The 26720-nt window shown below is 65.7% G+C and carries 27 protein-coding genes, 2 pseudogenes and 1 riboswitch; of the genes and pseudogenes, 15 read left to right on the top strand and 14 right to left on the bottom strand.

The annotated features are described in order from the left end of the window. Positions 1-106 precede the first annotated feature (106 nt). The 4 genes from IM733_RS07895 to IM733_RS07910 all read left to right on the top strand — a co-directional run bounded on the left by IM733_RS07895 (position 107) and on the right by IM733_RS07910 (position 3595). On the top strand, positions 107-502 hold the full coding sequence (locus IM733_RS07895; protein WP_248920338.1) for a winged helix-turn-helix transcriptional regulator: 396 nt from the start codon (positions 107-109) through the stop codon (positions 500-502). A gap of 22 nt (positions 503-524) precedes the next feature. Beyond that, a riboswitch (cobalamin riboswitch) is annotated at positions 525-728 on the top strand. 109 nt (positions 729-837) lie between these two features. Further along, on the top strand, positions 838-1614 hold the full coding sequence (locus IM733_RS07900; protein ID WP_248920339.1) for an ABC transporter ATP-binding protein: 777 nt from the start codon (positions 838-840) through the stop codon (positions 1612-1614). Further along, positions 1611-2573, top strand: a complete 963-nt coding sequence (locus IM733_RS07905; protein WP_248920340.1) for an ABC transporter substrate-binding protein — start codon at positions 1611-1613, stop codon at positions 2571-2573. Before IM733_RS07900 ends, IM733_RS07905 begins: the two co-directional genes overlap by 4 nt. After that, positions 2573-3595 carry a FecCD family ABC transporter permease gene (locus tag IM733_RS07910; protein ID WP_432760398.1) on the top strand — a complete coding sequence of 341 codons (1023 nt, stop codon included), beginning with the start codon at positions 2573-2575 and terminating at the stop codon, positions 3593-3595. The genes IM733_RS07905 and IM733_RS07910 overlap by 1 nt, the downstream gene beginning before the upstream one ends. On the opposite strand, the gene IM733_RS07915 is transcribed toward IM733_RS07910, so the two are convergent. Continuing rightward, positions 3567-5204, bottom strand: a complete 1638-nt coding sequence (locus tag IM733_RS07915; protein WP_248920342.1) for an ATP-binding response regulator — start codon at positions 5202-5204, stop codon at positions 3567-3569. The genes IM733_RS07910 and IM733_RS07915 overlap by 29 nt on opposite strands. A gap of 106 nt (positions 5205-5310) precedes the next feature. Between IM733_RS07915 and IM733_RS07920 the strand changes: the two genes are divergently transcribed. The 4 genes from IM733_RS07920 (at position 5311) to IM733_RS07935 (ending at position 11834) form a co-directional block, all read left to right on the top strand. Continuing rightward, entirely contained in the window at positions 5311-5925 is a 615-nt protein-coding gene (locus IM733_RS07920; protein WP_248920343.1) for a LuxR C-terminal-related transcriptional regulator, read from the top strand. Between the two features lie 292 nt (positions 5926-6217). After that, on the top strand, positions 6218-10945 hold the full coding sequence (locus tag IM733_RS07925; RefSeq protein ID WP_248920344.1) for an RHS repeat-associated core domain-containing protein: 4728 nt from the start codon (positions 6218-6220) through the stop codon (positions 10943-10945). Further along, entirely contained in the window at positions 10942-11376 is a 435-nt protein-coding gene (locus IM733_RS07930; RefSeq protein WP_248920345.1) for an SMI1/KNR4 family protein, read from the top strand. Before IM733_RS07925 ends, IM733_RS07930 begins: the two co-directional genes overlap by 4 nt. 182 nt (positions 11377-11558) lie before the next feature. Further along, positions 11559-11834, top strand: coding sequence for an Imm53 family immunity protein (locus IM733_RS07935; RefSeq protein WP_248920346.1), 276 nt, complete (start codon positions 11559-11561; stop codon positions 11832-11834). A gap of 141 nt (positions 11835-11975) precedes the next feature. On the opposite strand, the pseudogene IM733_RS07940 reads toward IM733_RS07935, so the two are convergent. The 5 genes and pseudogenes from IM733_RS07940 to IM733_RS07960 form a co-directional block, all read right to left on the bottom strand. After that, positions 11976-12187 (bottom strand): annotated as a pseudogene (locus IM733_RS07940) (DUF3077 domain-containing protein). A gap of 119 nt (positions 12188-12306) precedes the next feature. Next, positions 12307-12549 carry a hypothetical protein gene (locus tag IM733_RS07945; protein WP_248921141.1) on the bottom strand — a complete coding sequence of 81 codons (243 nt, stop codon included), beginning with the start codon at positions 12547-12549 and terminating at the stop codon, positions 12307-12309. A gap of 408 nt (positions 12550-12957) precedes the next feature. Beyond that, positions 12958-13206 carry a DUF6555 family protein gene (locus tag IM733_RS07950; protein WP_011534233.1) on the bottom strand — a complete coding sequence of 83 codons (249 nt, stop codon included), beginning with the start codon at positions 13204-13206 and terminating at the stop codon, positions 12958-12960. Between the two features lie 86 nt (positions 13207-13292). Next, positions 13293-13844: an ATP-dependent Clp protease proteolytic subunit gene (locus IM733_RS07955; protein WP_248920347.1), complete on the bottom strand. Its 552-nt coding sequence runs from the start codon at positions 13842-13844 to the stop codon at positions 13293-13295. A 14-nt stretch (positions 13845-13858) separates the two neighbouring features. Next, the gene (locus IM733_RS07960; protein WP_248920348.1) at positions 13859-14254 is read right to left on the bottom strand and encodes a low affinity iron permease family protein; all 396 of its coding nucleotides are present in this window, start codon (positions 14252-14254) and stop codon (positions 13859-13861) included. 199 nt (positions 14255-14453) lie between these two features. Here IM733_RS07960 and IM733_RS07965 point away from each other — a divergent pair, with 199 nt between their 5' ends. From IM733_RS07965 to IM733_RS07980, 4 genes are read left to right on the top strand one after another with little or no spacing between them, the layout of a single operon-like run. Next, positions 14454-15221, top strand: coding sequence for an endonuclease/exonuclease/phosphatase family protein (locus IM733_RS07965; RefSeq protein WP_248920349.1), 768 nt, complete (start codon positions 14454-14456; stop codon positions 15219-15221). Further along, entirely contained in the window at positions 15218-16420 is a 1203-nt protein-coding gene (gene clsB, locus IM733_RS07970) for a cardiolipin synthase ClsB (RefSeq protein ID WP_248920350.1), read from the top strand. The genes IM733_RS07965 and clsB overlap by 4 nt, the downstream gene beginning before the upstream one ends. Then, complete coding sequence (locus tag IM733_RS07975) at positions 16420-17379, top strand: lysylphosphatidylglycerol synthase domain-containing protein (RefSeq protein ID WP_248920351.1); 960 nt, start codon at positions 16420-16422, stop codon at positions 17377-17379. The genes clsB and IM733_RS07975 overlap by 1 nt, the downstream gene beginning before the upstream one ends. Positions 17380-17396: 17 nt before the next feature. After that, a complete protein-coding gene (locus tag IM733_RS07980; protein ID WP_248920352.1) occupies positions 17397-17789 on the top strand; it encodes a termination factor Rho in 393 nt (130 codons plus the stop codon). Here the strand turns inward: IM733_RS07980 and IM733_RS25525 are convergent. The 5 genes from IM733_RS25525 to IM733_RS08000 form a co-directional block, all read right to left on the bottom strand. After that, a complete protein-coding gene (locus IM733_RS25525) occupies positions 17786-17914 on the bottom strand; it encodes a PSPA7_2676 family Cys-rich small protein (protein WP_283107521.1) in 129 nt (42 codons plus the stop codon). The two genes, IM733_RS07980 and IM733_RS25525, sit on opposite strands and share 4 nt — an antisense overlap. A 67-nt stretch (positions 17915-17981) precedes the next feature. Next, the gene (locus tag IM733_RS07985; RefSeq protein ID WP_248920353.1) at positions 17982-19124 is read right to left on the bottom strand and encodes a carboxylate-amine ligase; all 1143 of its coding nucleotides are present in this window, start codon (positions 19122-19124) and stop codon (positions 17982-17984) included. Between the two features lie 7 nt (positions 19125-19131). Next, a complete protein-coding gene (locus IM733_RS07990; protein WP_248920354.1) occupies positions 19132-20085 on the bottom strand; it encodes a methyltransferase in 954 nt (317 codons plus the stop codon). Then, positions 20085-21422: an iron-containing redox enzyme family protein gene (locus tag IM733_RS07995; protein WP_248920355.1), complete on the bottom strand. Its 1338-nt coding sequence runs from the start codon at positions 21420-21422 to the stop codon at positions 20085-20087. Before IM733_RS07995 ends, IM733_RS07990 begins: the two co-directional genes overlap by 1 nt. 126 nt (positions 21423-21548) lie before the next feature. After that, on the bottom strand, positions 21549-21740 hold the full coding sequence (locus IM733_RS08000) for a general stress protein (protein WP_248920356.1): 192 nt from the start codon (positions 21738-21740) through the stop codon (positions 21549-21551). 255 nt (positions 21741-21995) lie between these two features. Here IM733_RS08000 and IM733_RS08005 point away from each other — a divergent pair, with 255 nt between their 5' ends. Together IM733_RS08005 and IM733_RS08010 are read left to right on the top strand one after the other, a co-directional pair. Further along, on the top strand, positions 21996-23204 hold the full coding sequence (locus IM733_RS08005) for a Bcr/CflA family efflux MFS transporter (protein ID WP_248920357.1): 1209 nt from the start codon (positions 21996-21998) through the stop codon (positions 23202-23204). A 5-nt stretch (positions 23205-23209) separates the two neighbouring features. Further along, on the top strand, positions 23210-23830 hold the full coding sequence (locus tag IM733_RS08010) for a TetR/AcrR family transcriptional regulator (protein WP_248920358.1): 621 nt from the start codon (positions 23210-23212) through the stop codon (positions 23828-23830). 80 nt (positions 23831-23910) lie between these two features. Here IM733_RS08010 and IM733_RS25690 read toward each other — a convergent pair. Both IM733_RS25690 and IM733_RS08020 read right to left on the bottom strand, forming a co-directional pair. Further along, positions 23911-24067: pseudogene (locus IM733_RS25690) on the bottom strand (hypothetical protein); the annotation flags it as partial. A 136-nt stretch (positions 24068-24203) separates the two neighbouring features. Then, positions 24204-25082, bottom strand: a complete 879-nt coding sequence (locus tag IM733_RS08020; protein ID WP_248920359.1) for a Dyp-type peroxidase — start codon at positions 25080-25082, stop codon at positions 24204-24206. Between the two features lie 182 nt (positions 25083-25264). On the opposite strand from IM733_RS08020, the gene IM733_RS08025 reads away from it, so the two are divergent. Beyond that, complete coding sequence (locus tag IM733_RS08025; RefSeq protein ID WP_248920360.1) at positions 25265-26155, top strand: bile acid:sodium symporter family protein; 891 nt, start codon at positions 25265-25267, stop codon at positions 26153-26155. Between the two features lie 90 nt (positions 26156-26245). Here the strand turns inward: IM733_RS08025 and IM733_RS08030 are convergent, their stop codons facing one another. Beyond that, positions 26246-26710 (bottom strand): sterol desaturase family protein, encoded by a 465-nt coding sequence (locus IM733_RS08030; protein WP_248920361.1) that lies wholly within the window; start codon positions 26708-26710, stop codon positions 26246-26248. Positions 26711-26720 lie beyond the last annotated feature (10 nt).

Genomic DNA, 26720 nt, shown 5'->3' on the forward strand with positions numbered 1-26720 from the left:
AGAAGGCATGGCGCGGCCGCGAACCATGCAGACAAGCCTATCCAGTTGGCGCCAAGCCCTCAAGAAGGCACTTTCCACTCACCTGGTCACCCTGGAGTAACCCCGTATGGCCCATTACCGGGAATGCCCCGCCTATGACGTATTCGCCCTCGCCTGCCCCGCGCGGATGGTGCTCGACCGCCTGGCGGACAAATGGGCCCTGCTGCTGATCGACCGCCTCAGCGCCGGTGAACGCGTGCGTTTCAACCAACTGCGCCGGGACATGGCCGGGATCTCGCAGAAAATGCTGTCGCAAACCCTGAAGCGCCTCGAGCGCGACGGGCTGATCGAGCGTGAAGTGCATCCCACCGTGCCGCCCACCGTCGAGTACGCGCTGACCGAACTGGGCGCGACCCTGGGCGACACGGTCGAGCGCCTGGCACGTTGGGCGGAGTCGAACATGCCTGCGATACAGCTGGCCCAGCAGCACTACGACCGCCAGGCTGCGCGCCACCTTGATTGACTCGCCCGCGCATAAATGCTCAGATGCGCCCCTTGTTTCAGGTGTCCCTGGCCGCCGTGCCAGGGGTTAAACGGGAAGCCGGTGCCTCGTTCAGCGAGAAGTCCGGCGCTGCCCCCGCAACGGTAAGCGAGCAAGGTATTCGACAGACCACTGTGCCAACGGCATGGGAAGGTGAATGCCCGTGCGCCTCGCAAGCCCGGAGACCGGCCTGCAACCTCTGTTTGGCAACTCCCGCGGTGGGCGGGCGCGTGCCGGTCTTGGGGCAGCCCGCTGCCTGCAATGCCTTCATGCGTCCACCTCGCCGGGCTTCACTTTCTCGCTACGGGCGCGTCCGCATGTCTTCACCCCTCCTGCGCATCGAGCGCCTGCACTGGTCACCCGCTACCGGCGAGCCTTGCCTGCTCGACGATGTCACGCTCGAAGTGCGCCCCGGCGAGTTCGTTGGGTTGATCGGCCCCAACGGCAGCGGCAAGACCAGCCTGCTGCGCTGCGCCTACCGTTTCAACCGCCCACAGGCCGGGCGCGTGCTGCTCGAGGGTGAGGATGTCTGGCAACGCCCGCCGCGCTGGGTGGCCCAGCGCATCGCGGTGATGCTGCAGGAGTTTCCCGAAGACTTCGGCCTCAGCGTGCGCGACGTCGTCGCCATGGGCCGCACGCCGCACCTTGGCTGGCTCGACGGCGACGGCGACCCGGCGCCCATCGAGGCCGCCTTGCGCCAACTGGGCCTGGAAGACCGCGCCGAGCAAGGTTTCGCCCACCTGTCCGGTGGCGAAAAGCAGCGTGTGCTGCTGGCCCGGGCCCTGGCCCAGCAACCGCGCCTGCTGGTGCTCGACGAACCGACCAACCACCTCGACCCGCGCTACCAGTTGGCCCTGCTGCAGCACCTGCGCGGCACCGGCCTGGGCCTGTTGGCCAGCTTCCACGACCTGAACCTGGCCGCGGCCTTCTGCGACCGCCTGTACGTCATCGAGCAAGGCCGCATCAAAGCCGGCGGCACGCCCGCCGAGGTGCTGACCGAGCAGTGCCTGGCCGAAGTCTTCGGCACCCGCGCCCTGGTCGACCGCCACCCCCTGGCCCATCACCCGCGCATCACCTGGATCAGCCCCGCATGAAGCGATCGTTACTCCCCCTGCTCGCCGCCTTGCCCCTCGTGGCGGCAGCCAGCGACTACCCCGTGAACGTACGCAGCTGCGACCGCACGGTGACCTTCCAGCAGGCACCGCAACGGGCGGTCAGCCACGACATCAACCTGACCGGCATGCTCCTGGCCCTCGGCCTGCGCGAGCGGATGATCGGCTACAGCGGCATCAGCGGCTGGAAAACCCTTGCCCCCTCCTTGAGCCAGGCATTGACGGGCCTGCCGGAACTGGCGCCACGCTACCCATCGGTGGAGAACCTGCTGGACGTGGACACCGACTTCCTGTTCGCCGGCTGGGGCTACGGCATGGAGGTCGGCGGGACGCTCACACCGCAGCGCCTGGCGTCGTTCGGTATCCCCGTCTACGAATTGAGCGAGTCTTGCTCGCGGATCATGCCCCGGCACCCGGCAAGCCTCGACGACCTCTACACCGACCTCGACAACCTCGGGCGCATCTTCGACGTGGCGCCACGGGCCCAGGCGCTGGTCACCCAGTTGCGCGGGCGTATCGCCAAGGTTGCCAAGACCCTCGCCAACGTCCACGACCGCCCCAAAGTGTTCCTCTACGACAGCGGCGAGGACCGCCCCACCACCTCCGGCAGCCTGGGCATGCCCCAGGCGCTGATCGCGGCGGCCGGCGGCGACAACGTGATGACCGACGTGCAAGCCAGCTGGACCGAAGTCAGTTGGGAAAGCGTCGTCGAACGCGACCCCGACATAATCGCGATCGTCGACTACGGGCCGACCACCTGGCAGCAGAAGCGCGATTTCCTGCTCCAGCTCCCGGCGCTGGCCGATGTGAAAGCCATTCGCGAACGTCGCTTCGTGGTGCTGTCCTACCTGCAGGTGACGCCCTCGGTGGACAACGCCGATGCCATCGAACAGCTGGCCGCTGCCCTGCACCCGCAACTGTTCGCGCAGGCGCGGCCGTGATGCCGCTACGCAGCCCCACGGCCTACCGGCTGCTGCTCGTCGGGTTGGTGGCCGCCCTGCTGCTGTCCTGCCTGGTTTCGCTCGGTTTCGGCGCGGCCCAGGTGCCACTGGCCAACGTACTGGACATCGTTCTGAAGCAGGTAGGGCTTGCCGAGGCCGGCAACTTCAGCCGTGGCCAGGAGCAGATCGTCTGGCAGATCCGCGCGCCACGGGTGCTGCTCGGCGCGCTGGTGGGCGCCGGGTTGGCGCAGGTTGGGGCCGCATTGCAGGCCGTGACACGCAATCCACTGGCCGACCCGCATTTGCTGGGGGTCAGCTCCGGGGCCGTGCTGGGCGCCGTGCTGGTGGTGTTGTTCCTCGGGCCCTTCGCCGGCGTGCTGAGCCTGCCACTGGCGGCGTTCCTCGGCGCCCTGGGCTGCATGCTGCTGGTGCTGGGCGTGGCCAGCCGGCGCGGCCGCCTGGACAGCGAGCGGCTGCTGCTGGCCGGCGTGGCGGTGTCGTTCGTGGTGATGGCGCTGGCCAACCTGCTGCTCTACACCGGCGACCCCCACGCCGCCAGCTCGGTGATGTTCTGGATGCTGGGTGGCCTGGGCCTGGCGCAATGGTCGCTGCTGTGGCTGCCGGCCCTGGCCGTGCTCGCCGGATTCATCTTGCTGATGAGCCTGGCCCGGGCGCTCAATGCCCTGATGAGCGGCGAGCAGACCGCCGTGAGCCTGGGCTTCGACACCCGCCGCGTGCGCGCCCAGGTGTTCGTCGGCACGGCGCTGCTCACCGGGGTGCTGGTATCGCTGTCCGGCGCCATCGGCTTCGTCGGCCTGATGCTGCCGCACATGGCCCGGCGCCTGGTCGGCGCCGAACATCGCCGGCTACTGCCGACCTGCGCGTTGCTGGGGGCGCTGTTCATGGTCTGGGTCGACATGGGCGCGCGCACCCTGATCGCCCCCCAGGACCTGCCGATCGGCATCGCCACGGCGGCCATCGGCGGGTTGTTCTTCATCGCGCTGCTGCGCCGTCGCGGCTAGGTTCTGGCGCCACGCCACGCAGCCCCCGCAGCGCTGCGCGCAGCTCGGCGGGGCGCACCGGCTTGGCCAGCACCGCGATCCCCCGCGCCTGCAACGCCGCCTGCAGCCGGTCGATATCGTGCCCGGTCATGATCAGCGCCGGCACCGCCCAGCCGCGCTGGGCGCGCAGGTAATCGATGCAGTCGATGCCGGTGGCCTTCGGCCCCAGGTCGTAGTCGGCGACGATCACGTCACAGTCGCTGGCCAGGCCCTCGGCCGAATCGTGGGCCTGCACCTCGCAGCCCCAGCGCTGCAACAGCGCGCAGGTGGCCTGCAGGACATTGTGGTCATCCTCCACCAGGCACACGCGCAAGCCGGTGAGCAGCCCCGCCTGCAAGGCCGGGTCGATGGCCAGTTTCGGCATCTGCGCGACAGCCCTGGGCAAACCACTGAGGCGCACTGTGGTGCCGTGGCCAGGCCGTGAACGCAAGCTCACCGCCATCCCCATCAGGCGGCCCAGGCGCTGGACGATGGACAACCCCAGGCCAACGCCTTCGACGTCCTTGTCGCGGGCCTCGCGCACCCGGTAGAACTCCTCGAACACCTTGCCCTGGTGCTCCTCGGCGATCCCCCGGCCCTGGTCGCAGATGACGATGGCCAGCCCCTCGCCACAGGGCCGCACCCCTACCAGCAACGGCCGGCCGGCGGCGTACTTGAAGCTGTTGGACAGTACGTTCTGCACCATGGTCGCCAGCATCCCGGGGTCGGCGCGGGTCCAGTGCCGGCTGGCCACCTGGCGCATTTCCACCCCCGCCCAGCGCGCCGCCTCGGCGTTCTGGCGCAGCAGCTCGCGCAGGAAGCCATCCACCGCGAAGGTCTCGAACTTCGGTTGCACCCGGCCGTTGTCCAGGGTGTAGAGGTCGAGGATCGAGCGAAACAGTTGCGAGACGTTGAGCAGCGAACGGTCGATGCTGTCCACCAGGCGCCGCTCCTCATCGCCCAGGCGCGCCTCGCGCAGGCAGGCGGTGAACAGGCCGATGGAGTGGATCGGCTGGCGCAGGTCATGGCTGGCCTGGGCCAGGAAGCGGGATTTCTCGCGGGTGGCGGCCTCGGCCAGGGCCGTGGCCTTGCGCGTGCGCTCCAGCAGCAGGTGGGCGTAGAACGGGATCAGCGTGCTGGTGGTCAGCAGCATGGGCAGCAGGAACGGCTGCTGCTGCCAGTAGGGCGTGAACCACCACACCGCCACCAGCGCGCCCAGGGCCAGCACGGTGGCGATGGCCAGGTAGCGCGAGCCGAAGCGCATGCCGTTGCCCAGGTTGATCCAGACCATCACCGCGTACAGCGGCAACGCGGTCTCGCCGCCGACCACCAGGCCGAAACAGGTGCCGGTGTAGTCGCCCAGCATGCCGAAGATCCGCCGCGCCGGATAGTGCCCGGGCCAGCGCTTGATGGCCTGGCGCATGCCCACCGACACCACCACGAAGGCGGCGTAATAGAGCAGCACCGGCAGGTAGGTGGCGAGCGAACGGCCCGGCAGGAAGCCCAGCAGGGCCACGTAGCTGATCGCGCACGAGGCGACGATGATGCGCAGGTTGGCCTGGTCCAGTTCGTTGTTCTTCTCGAACTTCATGGGTAACGTCCTTGTGCGCCAGTCGGCATCTTCGCGAACAGCCTGGGGAAACGGCGGTCCAACCCTGCTAAGTTAACATGTGTCGCAAGACAGGGAGTTTCACGACGTGAGTTGCCGCATCATCGTGGCGGATGATCATCCGCTGTTCAGGGACGCCATGGCCAGCACCGTGCGGCGCCTGCTGCCCGCGGCCGAGGTCGAGCAGGCCGGCACCCTCCAGGACGTGCTCCGCCTCGTCGCCCAGGGCGAAGCGCCCGACACCCTGATCCTCGACCTGCGCTTTCCCGGCCTGACCTGCATCGCCCGGCTCGCCGAGTTGCGCCAGCAACTGCCGCGCACCGCGCTGGTGGTGCTCTCCATGGTCGACGATCCCGAGGTCATCAGCGAAGTCATGGCCGCCGGGGCCGACGGTTTCATCGGCAAGAGCCTCACGCCCGAGGAAATCGGCGCCGCCCTGCTCGCCGTGCGTGAAGGCGAGGTGGTGGTCCGGTATGCCCCGTCGGGCCTATTGCATCAGGAGGGGGCCGACAGCGAGCTGGAACAGCTGACCCACCGCCAGCAGGACGTGCTGCGCCTGATCGCCCAGGGCAAGACCAACAAAGAGATCGCCCGCGAGCTGGACATCTCGCCGTTTACCGTGCGCATCCACGTGTCGTCGCTGCTCAAGACCCTCAACGTGCCGACCCGCACAGCGGCGGCCGTGAAGTACTCGGGTAACTGAAGCGTGTAAGGCGCCGCCATACCTGTAACACTGCGGTCCCACACCGAACCGAAATTCGGCGCGACCTCTGTAGGAGCGGCTTCAGCCGCGATCACCCGCAAAGCGGGTGCCAGGCACCGCGTCGCTTGCATCGCGGCTGAAGCCGCTCCTACACAGGCCTGCTGCCCCCTCAGCATTCCCACACCCACCTCAGGGTTTCCCCCATGGGCGGACCGCCCCTGCCTTAGTATCATTTCGCCCTCACGGACCACCCGGGACCTCAACGTCCCCCGCCTAGGAAGGCCCTTTCACGATGTCTGCCGCACCCGCCGTTCCCGCGCCCAGCGAGCGCGAAATCCAGATCGCCATCGCCCCCCTCGACACCCTCCTCAGCGAAGACCTCGGCGCCGCCGCCGCTTCCGTCGACCACTGGCTGCAAGAAATCAGCTACGGCCTGGTCGATCTGCAACTGCTGCGCCAGCACGCCGAGAGCATCCCGGCCATGGCCAACTCCCTGGCCTGCATCGACGCGCTGATCGACATCCTCGAACTGGTCGAAAACCCCGACCCCGATCCGCTGGTGTGGGTCAGCCTGGGCATCAACCTGATCGGCATCGTCCCCTACCCACCCGGCCTGTCTCGCGCCCGCACCGTGCTGCGCCCGGTGCTGCAACTGACCCGCCAGACCCTGCGCCGCCGCCCCGGCGCGCACATCGGCGCGGTGATCCTGGAAATCATCGACGGCCACCTGCACGCCAATATCCGCGGTGCCCTGGAACACTACGTGCGCGAGGCCCTGGCCCAGTTGCCGGCGATGCTCAGTGCCGCTGCCGACACCGCACGCCTGTTGTTTACTTCCTTGGCCAAGACCATTGACTCTGCGGCCCGTGGCAAGCTGGATGCCGCCAGCAGCCACCGCCTGGCCCGCGCGCAGATGGCCCAGGTGGCGCTGTACGACTCGGCCCTGGAGACCGACGCCTGGCGCCTGGCCCTATCGGCCCTGGCCAACGCCACCGAGGGCAGCCTCAAGGACGGCTACAACAGCGTCGCCCGCCACTTCAAGGGCGAGCTGGACAGCCTGCTCGGGCCGTTGATCCGCACCCTCGAAGACCTGGCCAAGGTCGTGCCCCGCCGCCTCGAGGCCCTGGGCAGCGCGGGTATGGAAAACAGCATCGCCTGGCTGCTGACCCGCCTGCTCGACACCGTGCTGGCCAACCCGCGCCGCCCGGGCATGGCCGTCGCCATCCGCCCCGGCGTCACCCACCAGGCCCGGCATGTCCACCCCGAAGGGCCGACCGAGGTGGTGCGCAGCCAGGTCCGCGCCAACAAGCAGCCCAAGCCTGCGAAGAACGGGCCGTGTGCCTGCACCGGCTTCAGCATCGGCCATGTGCTCGGTGACGAGACGCTGGCCCATCAGGATTTCAGTCTGTCCGGGCCGTTCCCGGTCAACTGGACGCGGGTGTACAACTCGCGGCTGGCCAAGCTGGACGACGGCAGCCTCGGCGTCCGCTGGATCACCGAGTTCACCACCTGCCTCGATGTCGTGGACAAGGGCGTGGTGTTCCACGACAGCGACGGCCGCAGCCACGACTACCCGCTGCCCAAGGTCGGCAAGCCGCACTACGATCCGATCGAGTACCTCAGCCTGGTACGCACCGCCGAGCAGCAACTGGTGGTGCTACGTGGCCTGGACCGCCGCGAAACCTATGCCCGCCAGGGTGACCGCTTCTACCTGACGCACATCCAGCTGCGCAGTGGCGCCGGGGCAATGCTGCACTACGAGCACCAATTCAACGGCCGCCCGGTGCTGTCAGACATCAACACCTACTCCGACAACGACCCCGAAAAAGTCCACCTGCAACTGGGCACCCTGCTCGACGACCATGGGCATATCCAGGGCCTGTGGCAGGTGGTCGACGGCACGCCGCTGCGCCAGCTGTGCGGCTACCACTACGACGCTCAAGGCGACCTGATCGCCGCCCAGGACGAGCACGGCGCCGCCTGGCACTACCAGTACCAGCATCACTTGGTGACCCGCTACACCGACCGCACCGGGCGCGGCATCAACCTGGAATGGGACGGCAGCGGCCCACAGGCCAAGGCCATCCACGAGTGGGCCGACGACGGCAGCTTCGAGACCCGCTTGGCCTGGGACCCGAACATCCGCCTGACCTATGTCACCGACGCCCACGGCCAGGAAACCTGGCACTACTACGACGCCCTCGGCTACACCTACCGCCTGATCCACCCGGACGGCCGCGAGGAGTGGCTATTCCGCGATGAACGCAAGAACGTCATCCGCCACGTCCACCCCGACGGCAGCCAGGACCGCTACACCTACGATGAACGCAGCAACCTGTTGCAGCACATCCGCGCCGACCACAGCACGGTGCACTACGCCTACGACGAGCACGACCAGCCGATCAAGCTGCGCGATGCCGAGGGGGGCTTGTGGCTACGCGACTATGACGAGCGCGGCAACCTGGTCGAGAGCGTCGATCCGCTGGGCAACAAGACCGAGTTCGCCTATACCCCGGCCGGGCTGGTCAAGGCGATCAAGGATGCGCTGGGCAACGAGAAGACACTGGCCTACAACGCTGCCGGGCAGTTGCTTGAGTACACCGACTGCTCGGGCAAGACCAGCCAGTGGGCGTACAACGCCCTCGGCCAGCTGACCGAATTCGCCGATGCAGCGGGTAACACAACCGCCTACGAGTACCAGGCCGGGCAACTGGCCAAGGTCACCCATCCCGACAAGACCGAGGAACGCTTCAACTACGACGCCGAAGGTCGCCTGCTGGCCCACGTCGACGCGCTCGACCGCTGCACCACCTGGTCCTATACCGCTGCCGGTATGCTCGCTGAGCGCGTCGACGCCAACGAGCACACCTTGCGTTATCGCTGGGACAAGCTCGGCCGCTTGATCGGGCTGGAAAACGAGAACACCAGCAAGGCCACCTTCCTCTACGACCCGGTCGGCCGGCTGCTGCAAGAAACCGGCTTCGATGGCCTGGTCACCCGTTACCAGTACGACCCGTACAGCGGTCGGTTGGCGAGCACCCAGGTTGGCCAGCGCCGTATCGAGCTGACCTTCGACCCCATGGGCCGCTTGAGTGAACGCACGGCCCGCCTGGGCAACCAGAGCCAGAGCGAAACCTTTGCCTACAACGGCAACGGCCAGTTGATCCAGGCCGTCAACGCCGCCAGCAAGTTGCAATGGTTCCACGACGAAGCGGGCAACCTGACCCGCGAGCATCAGTATTACTTGGCCACCGGCACGCCGATGGTCGCGGTGTGGCAGCACGAGTACGACGCGCTCAACCAGCGCACCGCGACGATCCGTCCGGACGGCCACAAGGTCAGCTGGCTGACCTACGGCAGCGGCCACCTGCTCGGCATGACCCTCGACCAGCACGAAATGCTGGCTTACGAGCGCGACGACCTGCACCGCGAAACCGTGCGGCATCAGGGCAATAAGCTGATGCAGACCCAGGCCTGGGACCCGGCCGGGCGCTTGCAGGAACAGTTGTTGGGCAGCCACGACGGCCAGTCCACGCTGCTCAAGCGTCAGTACCGCTATGACGCCGCCGGCCAGCTGACCAATATCCACGACAGCCGTCGTGGGCAGCTGGAGTACCAGTACGATCCGGTCGGTCGCCTGCTCAAGGCCACCAGCCGCCTGGGTGTGGAAACCTTTGCCTTCGACCCGGCCGGTAACCTGCTGGACCAGAAAACCCAGGAACTGAACCGCCCGCTGGAAGCCGATCCACGGCGTAACAAGCTGATGGACAACCTGCTGCGCGAGTACGCGGGTACTCATTACCGCTACGACGAACGCGGAAATTTGATCCACCGCCTGCACAACGGCGCCCACGCGCACTTCACCTGGGACCTGTTCGACCGGCTGGCCTCTTACAACGACGATAAGCTCAAGGTCGACTACAGCTACGACGCCCTGGGCCGGCGTCTGCACAAGCATTCGGTGGCGCACTTCTGGGACCGCCCCGAGGCGGGCACCGGCTGGAACCAGCTGCAACGGGCCAAGCGCCAACGCGAACTCGGCTGTGGCTTCACCCTGTTTGGCTGGGACGGCGACACCTTGGCCTGGGAGAGCTCACCGCCACGGGATGACGGCGACACTGGCCGCACCGTGCATTACCTGTACGAACCGGGCAGCTTCGTGCCGGTGGCCCAGGCTCTGCGCAACAGCCCGATCCGCCTGCATAAGCAACCGGATTGGAGCCAACGCGAATACGACTTCGATCAGGATCCGTTGTGGCACACCGAGGTGAAGCCACAAGCGTTCGACGCGATTGCCTGGTACCACTGCGACCACCTCGGCACGCCGATGGAGCTGACCGATGAGCACGGCCACATCGCTTGGGCAGGGCAGTACAAGGCGTGGGGTGAAGTGAGGGAGGAGCGCTCGACGTGGGCCAAACAGCACGGCCTGAGCAACCCGATTCGCTTCCAGGGTCAGTACCACGACCATGAAACGGGGCTACATTACAACCGGCACCGGTACTACGAACCCATTGCTGGACGGTTTGTTAGCCAAGACCCTATCGGTTTGGCTGGTGGGCTCAATTTTTATCTTTATGCGCCGAATCCGATAGACTGGCTCGACCCACTCGGCTTGAACCGCTTCAAAAAGGGAAGCTGGGGACCCTGTAACCGAGGCACAGGGCTTACCTACACTGTTTACCAGCAAAATATCGACTGGGATATGGAACACAAAGGTAAGACAAACTTACAACGGGCCATGGAAGGTGGCGCACCCTACATGATGAAGAATGGTGTGCCGCAACAGCTTCAGCTGCACCACTCCCGTCAACAGTCGGTCGGGCCACTGTTCGAGGTAACGACAAGCACACACAGAGCTGCAAAAGGTCGAGGCCGAGAAGCCTTGCACCCACACGGAAACAAGAAAAACCCAGAATTCCCTGTTGATCGTGATGCTTTTGACATTGACCGAAGACAGTACTGGAAAGATCGTGCGGCAGAAGCAAATAAATCGAGAACTGGAGGCTGCAGCATATGATTCCACTGAATGTTACAAAGTACTTAAGCGGCTACAAGGGCGATATCGCCAGAGCGGATCAAAATAGAGCAGCATCGGCACTTCAACGCCTAGGAGTGGCGACAGACTCTGAATTCGGACGCTTCTACCTTAAGTATCAAGGCAGTTTTATAAGCCCCCGACCTGCCGCCGAACTCCTTGACATTGAAGGCCCAGACATCCCTGCAATCCCAGATCAAACTGACTATGTCTGGGACAGGTACGAGATACCGACAAACTACCTCGCACTATCTTCCGACGAAAGTGAGGGAATGTACTTGTACGAAATAAACGACGGCGCCGTTTACGATCTCGACATTTCGCACCTTAATGAGTTCATTAGTGGCAAACTCCCTGCTCGCTGGAAAAGCTTTAACGAGTTTTTAACCTGGTACTTCGAACCATCATCTTAAACTTCCGACATGAGCTTTCCCCGCGCCAGACCGGAACTCACCGGTAGCCACAGCGACTGTGGCTACCGCCTATGCGCGTCAACCATTGATAAAAATACACAAACCATCATGACCTACTGCGATCTCACCACAGTCGCAGCCTGACTCAGCAGAGAAAATAAATCTATCCCAAGTTGTGCTAGATGAAAGACCTGATCGAAAAACTACAAAGCTGGTACTGCAGTCAATGCAATGATGTATGGGAACATTCATTCGGCATTGAAATCACCAACATTGATAACCCAGGCTGGAAAATCAAAATCACAGGCGCAAATAACAAAAGCAACCTAACTATCAACGTCGAAAGAAGCGACGCGGACTGGATAGTAATCAACGCAGACGACACAGCATTTCAAGCATATGGCGGCTCACTAAATCTACAAGAGCTTCTGGAGGCGGCTGTTAAATGGCTTGAGTGACCTTGCTTATCAGGAAGGGCGACATCTGTCGCCCTGCGTAATCTTGTCTCGTACTGTCGGAGCTCGCGAATTTCAGTTCCTACCTCAGTGCCTCATACCCAGCTCCGCATCATCCATCAGCGCTTTGGCCAACGCGCTCAGCTAATACGACGCCCAGAGCAGTTGAGGCTTTGCTTCCATGATCCCGGCAATGGTCAGGTCGCGCACACAGCCCATCAATTCCGAGGCCTGTTCGCGGGCGTGCTGGCAGGGGATGCCGGGTTCGATGCAGAACAGTGGGGAGGTCTGGCCCTCGCCTTGGTGAACTTGGTTTTGCCTGCTGTGGTGCTGGGGGTGGTGTCGTCTGTGGTCATTATTTTTCTCCCTGAAGTTGTGGGGGCCTGGGCGGGCCCTTTCGCCGGCAAGCCGGCTCCTACAGGTGGAGCGTGGCGTTTTAGGAGCCGGCTTGTCGGCGAACAGGGCCAGCCAGGGCCTAGTGCAGTACCTGCGGCTGCGCCGACATCTGCACCTGGATCAACGCCGATTCGAGCAACACACGCAGCGATTCGACTTCGCGGATCGACGCCATCATCAGGGTGGTGGCCGGTGACCTGGGCTGGGCGTGCACGGCCTGATGGGCCACGGTCAGCGCGCAAAGGGCGTACTCGGTGGCCTGGATAAGGGTGTCTTCGAGGGAGTGAGGGTGATGGGGTGGATCGGGAACGATCTTTAGCAGGGTCATAGTCTTGTTCGTGAATGAGGACTACCACAGCCTGCTGTCAAACAAGAAGGTGGCAGCTGCACATGGGTTGACAGACCGGCGAACAAGACCAGAAACCGGCGCACACGAGGTGCCCCACGCACAGCTGCCATAACGGCAAGGCCATACGGTCTGTTCAGAGCGGCCTGTCAAAGCCGATCGCTGATTCAAGCGACCCGCCGAGACTAGAGCCGTGCCAGAACGACCGCAACGAAAAAAAGGCGGCGGGAGTATGTTTGGGAAATGGACTATAGGAAAGGGATTTAATCTGATTTCCAGGCCAGAAAGGCAATCCCATTCAGGATTGCCCGGCTCGGCCCAGGGCATCTGCGGTGCCGATGTTCGCCGGCAAGCCGGCTCCTACAGAGGCATCTGCGAGCGCCGTTACAACGCCCCTGCCGGCTTGCTGCCCGACACCCGCCAGCGCACCTCGGTAATGCCATAGCGCTCGGCCATCGGCCGGCTCATTTTCCTGATCTTCTCGCGCCCGAACTTCGGGATGATGCCAATGCCCGCATCGCAACTGGCCCAGTGCCAGGCCTCGGCGTTGTCCAGGTGCTCCAGGCGGATGACGAAACTGCGTGGCTGGCTGTGCAGCAGGTATTCGATGACGTACAGCTGGGGACTTGGCATTGCTCGCGGCCCTCCTCTTCTCCTTGGATGACGCCTTCATTGATCATCGGTCGTCGCTAAAAATTCAAAAAAATTGTCGGACACTTTCAGGCATGCACGCTCCACTGGATGGCGTCCGCCTCGATGGGCACGTCGTCGATGGCATGGATCAAGCCGCAGGCCAAGGCTTCCTGTGGGTCAAGGATGCGTGGGTGGGCCATCAGGTAGCGTGGCACATCCAGCACCTCACCGGCACCCGCCGTGCGCTCGGCGACGATCTGCGCATACAGGCGCAGGTCGTAGTCCAGGCTCATGGCGTACTCCGCCATGCGCGCATGGTCCACCGAGCCGTGCAAGGTCCAGTGGAACGGGTGGAACAGGAACTTGCTGCAGGCGCAGGCCGTGCGGTGCGCGCCGGCCAGGAACAGGATATTGCCCATCGACTCGACCGTACCCAGGTTGTGGCTGTGCACCGGCACGGGCAACGACAGCAGGAAGTTGTACAGGGTGAAGCCGTAGCTGCATTCGCCGCCCATGGTGGCGATGTTCAGTTGCAGCAAATCCGCGCCCTGCTGCAGGGCCCGCGAGCAGGTATTGATCAGGTTGCCGCAGGTCGATGAATTGATCGGGCCGGTGTAATGGATGATGTGCCTGGCCATGCCGTTCTCCAGAGTCAGTCCTTCGCGTGGTCGTCCACGGACGCGCTACCGGGTGCCTGCGCACCGTGCTCCCCCATCCGCTGGTACTGCTTGCGCAAGGCATGCAACGCGGCGGGGTCAAGGTCTTCGAGGTCGAGCAAGGCCTTGTGGGCGCGCTGGGTGGTGCGCAACAGCTCGTCGATCTTGATGTGCAGCTCGTCGTTATCGCGGTTCTGGGTGTTCTGGATGAGGAACACCATCAGGAACGTGATGATGGTGGTCGAGGTGTTGATCACCAGTTGCCAGGTGTCGTTGAAACCGAACAACGGCCCGCTGACACCCCAGGCCAAGATCAGCAAGACGGCGACGGCGAAGGTCAGCGGGCGCCCGCTCCAGTTGGCCAGCCATTGGGCGAAACGATCGAATCTCATGGTGTGCCCTCTTTCCATCCCAGCCGACGGCAGGGCGACGGTAAGCCCGTACCCCACCCTGCGGTGGAGGGGTGTTGCCGGGACAAAGTTCCAACCGGCCCGTCGCCCCGTGATGCCGCCCGCTTGTCCGTCGCCCTGAACCCGGCCGCCGCCCACCGGGTCGCAACCCAAGACACCTGGAAAAATTCGGGAAGACTGCGTGAACAAACCCTTGGCCACCCCCTGCCCCATCGACGACACCCAGGTGCGACGCCTGACGGTGATGACCCTCAACGTGCACAAGGGCTTCACCCCGTTCAACCGGCGCTTCATCCTCCCCGAGCTACGCGAGGCCGTGCGTGCCAGCAGGGCCGACCTGGTATTCCTCCAGGAAGTGCATGGCCGCCACCAGCGGCATGCCTCGCGGCACCCAGGCTGGCCCGAGGCGCCGCAGTACGAGTTCCTCGCCGACAGCATGTGGCCGCAGTTCGCCTACGGCCGCAACGCGGTCTACCCCCATGGCGACCATGGCAACGCGCTGCTGTCGAAGTTTTCCATCCGCGACCACGTCAACCTGGACGTGTCGGTCCACGGCAACGAGGAGCGCGGCCTGCTGCACTGCCTGCTCGACGTGCCAGGCCATGGGCCGGTGCACGCCATCTGCGTGCACCTGGGCCTGCGCGAAGGCCACCGCCAGCGCCAGGTCGAGCTGCTGCTGGCATTGCTCGGGCGCCTGCCGCCCACCGAGCCGGTGATCGTTGCCGGCGACTTCAACGACTGGCGCCTGAAGGCCGATGCGCTGCTTGCCGAGCAGCTGGTGGAAGCGTTTGGCACGCCGGCGCGCAGTTTCCCGGCCCGCCTGCCGCTGCTGCGCCTGGACCGCATCTACCTGCGCAATGCGCGCGCCGAGCAAGCCCGGGTGCTGTCCCGCTACCCGTGGTCACATTTGTCCGACCATGCCCCCCTGGTGGCGGAGGTGATCCTGTGAAGCACACGTGGAGCGAGGGCAACCAGGTCGAACTGCTGATCAATGGCGAGCAGTACTACCCGCGCGTGTTCGCGGCCATGGCCCAGGCTCGGCGGGAAATCCTCCTGGAAACCTTCATCATCTACGACGACAAGGTCGGCCAGCCCTTGCGCCTGGCGCTGATCGACGCGGCGCGCCGTGGCGTGCGGGTGGAGGTGGCGGTGGACGGTTACGGCACGGCGGACCTGCCCGATGCCTACCTCGCGTCTCTGATCGACGCCGGCGTGCGCCTGCATGCCTTCGACCCACAACCACGATTGGTGGGCGTGCGCACCAACCTGTTTCGCCGCCTGCATCGCAAGATCGTGGTGATCGATGGCCAGCGGGCGTTCATCGGCGGCATCAACTACAGCGCCGACCATCTGGACGACTTCGGGCCACAGGCCAAGCAGGACTATGCCGTGGAAATCACAGGCCCGGTGGTGGCCCAGGTGCATGCCTCCAGCTGCCGGATGCTGGCAGCGGTGCTGGAAAGCCCCCGGCCAGCCATTGCGCCCGGGGCAACCGTCGGCACCGCCGGCGCACTGCTGGTGGAGCGCGACAACCGGCGCCACCGCAACGATATCGAGGCGTGCTACCTGCAAGCCTTGCGCGGTGCGCGGCAGCGGATCGTGATCGCCAATGCCTATTTCTTCCCCGGTTACCGCCTGCTGCGCGAACTGCGCAACGCCGCCCGCCGTGGCGTGGACGTGATGCTGATCCTCCAGGGCCAGCCCGACATGCGCTGGGTGCGCGCGCTGTCGCGCCTGCTCTACAACTACCTGCTGCGTGACGGCGTGCGGATCCTCGAGTACCGCCAGCGCCCGCTGCACGGCAAAGTGGCCCTGGTGGACGATGACTGGTCCACCGTGGGCTCCAGCAACCTCGACCCGCTGAGCCTGTCGTTCAACCTCGAAGCCAACCTGCTGATCCGCGACCGCGCCTTCAACCAGGGCTTGCACCGTCACCTCGCCGAGCTGGCCAGGGACCACTGCAAGGCCGTCACCCTGGAGCGCATGGTGCGGGGTTACTGGTGGCGCGCCCCGCTGATCTTCCTGGGCTTCCACCTCACCCGCTATTTCCCGCGTATCGCCGGTTGGTTCCCGGCGCACCGGCAACGCTTGCAACCGCTGCAGGCGCCAAGCGATGCCCCGGTCGATTGCCACGAGGGCAAAACCTGATGGCCGGGCAACGCTGCAAGACCTGGGGCAAGCGCCTGCTCACCTTGCTGTTCCTGGTGCTGGTCCCGGTACTGCTGTTCAACCTCGCCCGCAACCTGGACTGGCACGAGGTGCGCCAGTCGCTGCTCGCCTACAAGCCGACCACCCTGGCCTTGGGCCTGCTGCTGGCCCTGGGCAGCTACCTGGTGTTCGCCAGCTACGACCTGCTGGCCCGCACTTACACCGGCCACCGCTTGCCGGCGCGCCAGGTGCTGCCGGTGGCGTTCGTCTGCTATGCGTTCAACCTCAATTTCACCACCTGGGTCGGTGGCGTGGCCCTGCGCTACCGCCTGTACAGCCGGCTGGGGCTGGAGACCGCGACCATCACCCGCATCCTCACCCTGGGCCTGCTGACCAACTGGATGGGCTACCTGCTGCTGGCCGGCTCGGTATTCGCGCTGGGCCTGGTCAAGCTGCCCGCCAGCTGGGCGGTGGGTGCGGGCGGGCTGCGCCTGATCGGGGTGCTGATGGTCGCGGTGGCGGTGACCTACCTGCTCGCCTGCGCCCTGGCCCGGCGCCGCACATGGCACCTGCGCGGGCACGAAATCACGCTACCGACCCTGCGCCTGGCGCTGTGCCAAGTGGTGCTCGGGGCCAGTAACTGGGCGTTGATGGCGGCGCTGATCCACCTGTTGCTCCCCCCCGAGCTGTTCTACCCGTCCGTGCTGGGCGTGCTGCTGATCAGTTGCGTGGCGGGTGTGGTCGCACATATCCCTGCAGGGCTCGGCGTGCTGGAGGCGGTGTTCCTTGCCCTGCTCCACGGCCAGCTGGGCCAGGGCACCCTGGTCGCCGCGCTGCTGGGCTATCGAACGCTGTATTACCTGATCCCGCTGCTGCTGGCGCTGATCCTCTACCTGGTGCTGGAAAAACGTGCCAAGGCCCTGCGCCAGCAGGCCGGGCCGACGCTCGACAACCACTGACGCGAAGGAGAACCACCATGGCCCGTGGCGACAAAGACAAGTACACCGACAAGCAGAAGCGCAAGGCCGAACATATCGAGCAGAGCTACGAGGCCAAGGGTGTTCCCGAGGATGAGGCCCAAGCGCGTGCCTGGGCGACCGTGAACAAGCAATCCGGCGGTGGCGAGCGCAAGGGTGGCTCGGGGCAGAAGAAGAGCCCGGCCGCTAAAGCGAAGGCACGGCAGTCGTCGGCGCGCAGGGCAGTGGCGACCCGCCATGGCGTGCCCCGACCCGAACAGCGGTTGGAGGACATGACCAAGCGTGAGTTGATGGATTTGGCGCGCAAGCAGGGTATCGCTGGGCGCTCCAACCTGGGCAAGGACGCATTGCTCGATGCCGTGCGCAAAGGGAGTGAAATGCGCGATGCCTAGGTATCGAACGGCTGATGGTAGCGCAGGGCGCCACAACGCTCGCAGCATTGGCATTCGAGCCCGCTGAACTCATGGGGCGTGACGCTGCGCCACAGGCAGCCCCGCACCAGGCAGACGCGTTTCATCAGGCACCTCCCTGGCCCACATGCACGCGGGCTCTTGCAAGGACTGACTGCGCGGCGCAACGAAGGTTTACTCGATTTCACCCTGTGGCAACCCAGCACTCGGAAAATGCTCGGCCATGACCTGCCTGGCCACTGCTCGCAGCGCCTCGCTGCCGGCCAACCCGTTCTCCCGCGCCAGGGCATACACCTCGCGCTGGCGATCGGCACTGGTGCCGTCGCGCAGAATGCGCCGGGCCTGCATGAACGAGCGCTCGGCATCGGCGCTGTCGGCTGGCAGGCATGACTGCAATTGCGCCAGCCAGCCTTCGGCACTCACCGGTTGCTGGACGACGGCACCGATGAACGTCCCGCGACGGCCATACCGTACTGCACGCCAGTAGTTCTCCTGGGTGATCCAGCGCATCTCGCGGCTGACGGCCATGCCTTCGTGGCGCGCCAGGGCCTGTTCCACAAGGTGGCGGAACAGGCCCGCGATGGCCAACCCATCCTCCAGCCGCGGGCAGCCGTCGCAGATACGCAGTTCCACCGTGGGGAAACGCCGTGACGGCCGGATCGCCCACCAGAAGTCGCCGTCCTCGGCCAACGCGCCGGTGCGCTGCAGCAACGCCCGGTAACGCAGGTACGCACTCCAGTCGGCCAGGGGTTCCGGCAGGCCCATGTGCGGCCACTCGCCACAGATGACCCGCCGATAGCTCATGTACCCAGTGTCCTGTCCACCCCACAGGGGTGATGAAGTACTCAGCAACAGGAGCAAGGGCAGCCAGTACAGCACGCGGTTGATCAGTTGCATGCGGTCGGCGCCGGCCGGCACGCCGACGTGCACATGCAGGCCATTCAGCAGGCTGCGCCGGGCGACCAGCCGGTAGTCGTCGAACAATTGCCTGAAATGCGCGGTACCACGCGGATGCTGGCGCAGCCACTGGGCGGCGGGATGACTGGCCGCGCCATACAAGCCAACGCCGAAATCGCCAAGGGTCTCGCCCAGGCGCTGGCGGTGCTCGCCCAGGAAGTCGCGCGCCTGGTACAGGCTGTCGAAGACTGGCGAGGCCACCTCGATCTGGCTGAGGAACATCTCTTCGGCGAACGCGGCCCCCAGCACCTCCCGGCAACATCGGGCCACGGCGGGTGAAGGGCTCGCCAGTACCTGCCCAGTGGCCACGTCGACCAGCAGGTATTCCTCCTCGATCCCAAACGTGCAGGCCCGCGCCATGGCGGTATCAGCCGTTGCGGGTGACCGTCAGGGCCACGGCGGCGATGCGTTCGACCTGCTCGTAGCCAGGCTCGAGCAATTGCTCCCCGAACACGTCAGGGTCGAGCTCTTCGTAAACCCAGCTGAACGCAGGGCCCGCCAGGCGCAGGCGGATCGCTTCGAGCAATGCATCCCGGGCGTCGACAACGGCGACGCCCGTGTAGAGCAGCAAGGTGCCACCGGGCAGCAGGCGTTCGCAGGCCTGCTCGACGATGCGCAGCGACAGCCCCGCGCCCAAGCTCCCGCCACCATGGCGATAGACGCGCTCGCTGGCGTCGAGCATGTAGGGTGGGTTGGCCACTATCAGGTCGAAGTTGCCGCTGACGCTGCTGAGCAGATCGCTGGTTTGCAGCGCGACATTCGTGACCCCGGCCAATGCCGCGTTGACCGCCGTGTAGCGCAGCGCCAGCGGGTTGATGTCCACGGCGATGACCTGGGCACGCGGGGCCGCACGGGCAATCGACAAGGCCCCGACGCCCGCGCCGCAACCGATGTCCACGGCATGCCGCAGCGGCCGGGGGCAATGTTGAAGGTGGTGATGGATGGCCCGGACGAAACGGTAGCTGTCCGGGCCGAAGAACACCGCGTCATGGCTGTCGGTGGGCCAGGCCGAATGGACCAGCAGCAGGGTGTCCAGGCTCGACCAGCGTACGGTGCTGCGCAACTGGTCACCCTGCTTTACCAGCACGCCCGCCGTCGTCAGCAGCGCCACCTCGTCGGCACTGATCAGCGAGGGGGCGAACGGTCGGCTCCAGCCGAACACATCACGCAGGTTGCGTGCGTGCTGCGCCTCGGGTCGCCCGTTGACCCGGGCCTGGGTGGCCGGGGTCACGCAGGTGAAGCGGTAGCCGTCGGCGTGCAGGCGCCGCCCCAGCTGCAGCAAGGCCTCGTCAGCGTGAGCCTGATTCTGGTCGAGCGGCATCAGCCCTGCCCTCCGCTGGCCAGTCCCGTGGCGAAGATGTAGGCACGGGTAGCCTGCAAGCCTTGAGGCAAGGCATGGCGGTTGCCGGCCATCGCCTCGATGGACTGATCGATATCGAACCCTTGCTGTCCTGCAGGCGGCTCATCATCCAGGGCCAGAGCGTTCTCCCATTGGCCCGGCGGCACCCGGCGAATCTCGCGGCCCTGCCAGCTGCCGGCAATCCAGTCATGCCAGAGCTGCTTCTCGTAGGTATTGAACACCCCGAACATGGCTGCAGAGGGGCCCTCGATCAGCGTCCACAGCCGGCTTTGCGCGGGGTCTGCGTCGCGCTTCACCCAGCCTTGCGCCTGCAATGCATCAAGGAACGCGGGGATTGAACCCGGCTCGGCGAGCCATTGGTTGACAGTACGCCCTAGCAGGCGACAACGGTCCGAATGCATGAATTGGCCAAACACTCGCTTGCGCTCCAACGCCGCGAGCAGTTCGGCTTGAAGGTCGAACGAGGCGATCATCGTCGGCGTATCGATGCCAAGGTCGTTGAGCCGGTAGCCGTGGCGGACACGCCGGTAGAACGCGCCGCCGTCATCTCTGGGCAACAGCAGGCGCAAGCTTTCCAGCGAGCGCCGGGCGTGGCCACTGGCCGCGTTGTCGATGGTGACGTGCAGCTGGAAGTAATGGGCGTCGATACCCAGCTCGGCCAGTTCGTGCGTGGTGATGAGCAAGTGCAGCGGCGGTTGCTCATAGCCCAGGTTGTAGCCGATCACTTCGGGCAGGAAGCGTTCGCAGTGCTGGCCCAAGGCGAGCTGCACGGCACCTTGCAGGTAACGTTCGGGGGGCAGTGGCAGCCCTTGCAGGCAACCCAGATGGCTGAGCAGGCGCTGGTAGATCAGCACATGGTTGCAGCGCGGGTCGCCGTCGCCCAGCTCTTCGAGGTAAGTGCGGATTAGCCCGTGGAAGCGCGGGTCACGCCAATGGCGCAGGGTGCCGTGCAGCCAGGCGCCGTCGACCGCCTTAGTCGGCGCGACCTGTTGCAGGAACCACAAGGCGTGGGCGCGGGTGGCAAAGTAGCGCCGCCCCGCCCCCTGACGCCGTTGCCGTAGATAGGCCGCATGCTCGCGAGCGACCTGCGCCGCGCGGGCAGCAGCCCATTCGGGTAGGTGGCCGGGGTGATCGGGCAAGTCGTCGTCCAGGGTGCTCACGCGGCGCAACAGCGCCTCCAGCCTGGCCTCGGCCTGAATGTCGTGGCCTTCCAGCAATACCCGGTATCGATGCGCCAGTCCATGGGCCGTGCTCGGGGCGGTCACTTTGAAGGCGGTGTCACGGGTCAGTGCCACCATGGCAGGCACCTCGCTTGTCATTCTTTGATGGGGCTTCGGGAGAGGTTGGTTTGCTCCAGGCGGCGCGATACGGATGGGGAGAGGGACCACGCAGTGCCAGGCGAACCCGGCACTGCACACCCTTGCTTAGGAACGGCCGCCTTTACGACCGGATTCGGTTTCGCGCTGGCCGCCACCCGTGCTCTGGCCACCCTTGCGGCCTGCCTCGGAGGCTTTCTCACGATCGTTGGCGAAATTGCCCGGGTTCTTCGACCCACCCTGGCTGCCGGTTTTGTGGCTGTCCTCGCGACCCGTCATGTGGCTGTCTTTGTTGGCCATGGTTGCAAAAACCTCATATCGCTGAAGGGATGCACGGCGGTGTGCCGTACATGGATTGGGAGTACGGCGATTAAGGCGGATTCGGTTTATTGCGCACGGATCGGACCGGTGGCGCTAAACATGCGGCCACGCTGTATTTGGGGCACAAGTGGACGGCGCAGCGACCGTGCCGGGATTGACCCCTGGAGGAAAGCACCTTAACCTTCGCAACCTACCGATAGGTAGGTTGATTTTTCGCTTAAATGGATACCCTTCATGCAGTCCTCCAACCTGCGCTTCGCCGCCTCCCTCGCCCTGATCGGCGCCCTCGGCCCTTCGGCCATCGATATGTACCTGGCCAGCCTGCCGGAGATGGCCCACGACTTCGCTACCAGCTACCCCCAGGTGCAACTCACACTCACCGTGTTCCTGCTGGCCATGGGCATCGGGCAACTGCTGTTCGGCCCGTTGGTGGACGCGCTGGGGCGCCGCCGGCCTTTGCTTGCCGGCCTGCTGCTGTTCAGCGTCACCGCCTTTGCCGCGGCGGCCGCGCCCACGCTCGAAGCGCTGCTGCTCGCTCGCTTGCTCCAGGGCCTGGCCAGTGCCCTCACCCTGGTGGTGATCATGAGCATGGTCCGCGACGTCGCCGAAGGCGCGCGGGCTGCGCAGATCTTCGCCCTGCTGATGACCATCGAAGGCCTGGCGCCGATTCTCGCCCCGGCCCTGGGTGGGGTGGTCGATGCCGCCTTTGGCTGGCGGGCGATCATGCTGGTGCTGGGTGCCCTGGGTGTGCTGACGCTGCTCAATTCCAGCCTGGCGCTGGGCGAAACCCTGCCTGCCGAGAAACGGGGACGCCTGGCACCTCGGCAGGTCTGGGCGGCCTACGCTCGGATCGCCACCGATGGCGCGTTCCTGCGCCCTGCCCTGGCCCTGTCGGCGGTGTTCTTCTTCCTGTTCGCCTACATCGCGGGCTCCGCGTACGTCTATCAGCAGCACTTCGGGCTCTCCAGCACGCGCTTCGGCCTGGTGTTCGGCGCCTGCGGCGTGGCCATCCTGCTGGGTGCGGCGTTGTCCGGGCACTGGGTGACGCGCCACGGCGTGGCCCAGGTGGCCTGGTGGGGCGCGCTGGCCATGGGCGGCGGCGCACTGCTGGCGGTGGCCGGTGGCGTGGCGGGCGGCGGCCTGGCGCTGCTGCTGGCGGGGGTGGCACTGGCGTTGTTCGGCTTAGGGATTTGCGAAGCCACGCTGATGGCCCTGGCGATGTCATCGCAACAGCGTGATGTGGGCGCCACGGCGGCGCTGCTGGGTGCCTTGCAGTTGGGCATCGCGTCGAGCGCCACGCCCCTGGCCGGTTACCTGGCGACCCTGGGGCCGTTGCCCTGGGCCTGGCTGCTGGCGGCGGCCGCGGTGGTCATCGTCGGTTTGACCCGCGCCGCCCTGGCACAGACAATCAGCGCCTCGCACTGCAGCGTCAACCCGGAGTGACCGCCTTGAAAACCCTTTCCCCTTCCGCCGCGCGCATCTGCGACCACGCCGTCGAACACTTCGCCGCGCATGGCTACGACGGCTCGTCGCTGAACGAAATCGCGGCCCTGGCGGGCATGCGCAAGGCGTCGTTGTATGCCCATTTCGCCAATAAGGATGCATTGTTCGTGCAGGCGTTCGAACGGGCGCTGGCCGATGAGACCGCCTACGTCGAGGCAGGCTTCGTGCACGAGACGGCAGGCAGGGAGGCGCCGGGGCACTGGCACCCGCTGCACCTGGCCGAGCGCTACGCCGGCTCGGCCAACCTGCGCTTCGTGCTGCGCACGGCGTTCCTGCCACCCGCGTCGATCCATTCGGTGGTCACCACGGGCTTCGAGCAATACCTGGAGCGGATCCGCCTTGGCTTCTGCCAGGCCCTGCGCGAGCGCCACGCCTGGGCGCGCAGCGATGGCAACAAGCTGGAGCTGTACGGTGATGCCTACCTGGGGATCATCGACAGCCTGCACGTGGAGCTGTTGTATGCGAACCCGGCGGTGTATGCACGGCGGGCGGCGTCGTTGCTGAAGATTCTCGATGATTCGCTGCAGCTCGCCGCGTACCCCATGGATTGCGCACGCCCCCTGTAGGAGCGGCTTCAGCCGCGATCACCAGCAACGCTGGTGCCAGGTACCGCGGTGTCTGCATCGCGGCTGACGCCGCTCGTACGGGGCTTGACCTTCTTCAGCTCGTTCAACAACCCCATCAACTGCTCCAGCTTGTCCGCGCCGAACTGGCACTGGATCTCCTGGTAGTTGCTGGCGCAGGATGCGGATCACCCGCCATTGCTGAAGCCGCGCAAGGCGCAGAGCAATGGCGGGAACCAGGTGGGGAGCGGGACCAATGTGTACAGCCAACTGAAGGTGGCGGTGCCGTTCTGAGCAGCGGTTCGCCAGCAACGCTGGCTCCTACAAGGGCATTGTGAACCTGTAGGGGCCAGCCTTGCTGGCGAACTGGCCGCCACTAGCCCAGCAACAGACGCAGGTCAGCGCCGGTCTCGGTCAGCGGCGGGCACCAGTAGTAGCCGCCGCTCAGCGGCCGGCTGAAGCGGTACAAACCATCGATCACACCGTCTTCCAGCCCGCTCATGCGGCGCAGCTGCACCTCGAAGGCGTCGAGCGAATGCCCCAGGGCCACGAACGCCAGGCCGGCGCCACGCTCGTCGGCCCAGGCCAGCGAACGGCGGACGACGAACGCCTCGGGTTCAAAGCTCTCCTGGGCGGTGCGCTTGACGTGGGCCGACTCGGGCGCGTCGTCGAGCTCTTCGTTGTCGCTCAGGCGGCGGCCGATGATGTTGTCCTGTTCTACCTGGGGCAGCGACTTGAAGTAGTTCAAGTCGTGCTTCCACAGCTGGAACGCGGCAAAGCTCGAGCCTGCCAGGCCAGGCACATCGCCCGGCACGATGGCGGCGGCAACGGCGTCTTCGTCCACCGGGTTCTCGGTGCCGTCTTCGTAGCCGGTCAGGTCATGGCCACCGCGGTGCAGGAAACCCTCGAGGCTGTCCACCAGGCGCAAAGCCGGTGCCAGGGCTTGCTGCAGGGCCTGGGCGCGCAGGAACAGCTCGCCGCGCTCCTCGCCACGCAGCCACAACCACAGGGCGTGCTGGGTGGCCGGGTTCTCCACCACGGCCTCCAGCTGCGGGAAGCTGCGCAGGCCAGGTACTTCGCGGCCCAGGGCCTTGGCCAGCGGCGCGCCGACAGCGAGGATCAGGGTCTTGCCGTCGACCTGCGGCAACAGTTGGTCCAGGACAGCGGGCAGGGCCTCGACCGCATCGAGGGCGAAGAACAGGTGGCGGGCATGGGCCGGCACCGGTGTGGCAAGCAGACCTGGCTGGAACGGCATGGCAGGCTAATCCTCGGCAAAAGCGGGAATGCTACTGCGCCGGACGCGGCATCGCAACGCGACCCGGGGCCGCTGCTCGGCGTGGGTTTAGTAACAAACGGTTACCAAGAAAGGCGTATTGCAATTAGCTATCGTTCCAGCTCCACCTAGACTCCCGGAATCCTTCGCCCGAGAGACCGCCCATGACCGCCTCGCCGCTGCTCACCGCCGTCCTGCCCCTCGCCCTGGGCATCATCATGCTGGGCCTGGGGTTGTCGCTGACCCTGGCCGACTTCGCCCGGGTGGTCAAATACCCGAAACCCGTGCTGGTGGGGCTGACCTGCCAGGTCCTGCTGCTGCCGCTGGTGTGTTTTCTGATTGCCAACGGCTTCGGCCTGGAGTCGGCCCTGGCGGTGGGCCTGATGCTGCTGGCGGCCTCGCCGGGCGGCACCACCGCCAACCTGTTCAGCCACCTGGCCCATGGCGACGTGGCGCTGAACATCACCCTCACCGCCGTCAACTCGCTGATCGCCATCCTCACCATGCCGCTGCTGGTGAACCTGTCGCTGACCTGGTTCATGGCGTCCGACCAGGCCATCCCGCTGCAATTCGCCAAGGTCATGCAGGTGTTCGCCATCGTCCTGCTGCCGGTGGCGCTGGGCATGCTGATCCGCCACTGGGCGCCGCGCTTCGCCGCGCGCATGGAGAAACCGATGAAACTGGTGGCGGCGTTGTTCCTGGCCTTTACCATCGTGCTGGCGCTGGCCAAGGACTGGCAGACGGTGGTCGAGTATGCGCCAGTAGTGGGCGGCGCCGCGCTGCTGTTCAACCTGCTGAGCCTGGGGGTGGGCTACTGGGTGCCGCGGCTGCTGAGCATCCCCCGGCGCCAGGCGATCGCCATCGGCATGGAGATCGGTATTCACAACGGCACGCTGGCCATCGCCCTGGCCCTGAGCCCGACGCTCTTGAACAACGCGACCATGGCGGTACCGGCGGCGATCTACAGCCTGATCATGTTCTTCACGGCGGCGGGGTTTGGCTGGTGGGTGAGCCGGGGGCAGAAGGCCGGTAGCACCGTCGGCGATTGCGCGTAGCACGCGTTTTTTGTCGGGGCGGCTTCAGCCGCGATGCAGGCAACGCGGTGCAAGCCCCGGCCTTGCCGGGGTTCGCGGCTGAAGCCGCGCCTACAGGCCCCTGCGCCGCTTCAACTGTTGCTTCAACACCCGCAGCGGCGGCGCGTAGAAGAAGCCGAACGACACACTGCCCTCGCGCCCCTTCACCGCATGGTGCAGCCGATGCGCCCGGTACAGGCGCTTGAGGTAGCGATTGACCGGCTTCGGCGCCCGTGGCCAGTGGCGATGAAAGAAGCCGTCATGGGCCAGCACATAGGCCACACCATACCCGGCCACGCCGCCGCCGACCCACTGCAACGGCGCATGCCCGGCCTTGCCCAGCGCCACCAGCGCCGTGGCGATCAGCCCCAGGGCGACCAGATACAGGTCGTTGGTCTCCAGCATGCCCAACTGTGGTTCATGGTGCGAGCGGTGCAGCCACCAGCCCCAGCCATGCATGACGTACTTGTGGGCCAGCGTGCCGACGCCTTCCATGGCCACCAGTGTGCCGAACAGGATGGCGAGGTTGAACAACATGGGACGATCC

Source organism: Pseudomonas entomophila (genome assembly GCF_023277925.1).
Classification (GTDB): domain Bacteria; phylum Pseudomonadota; class Gammaproteobacteria; order Pseudomonadales; family Pseudomonadaceae; genus Aquipseudomonas; species Aquipseudomonas entomophila_D.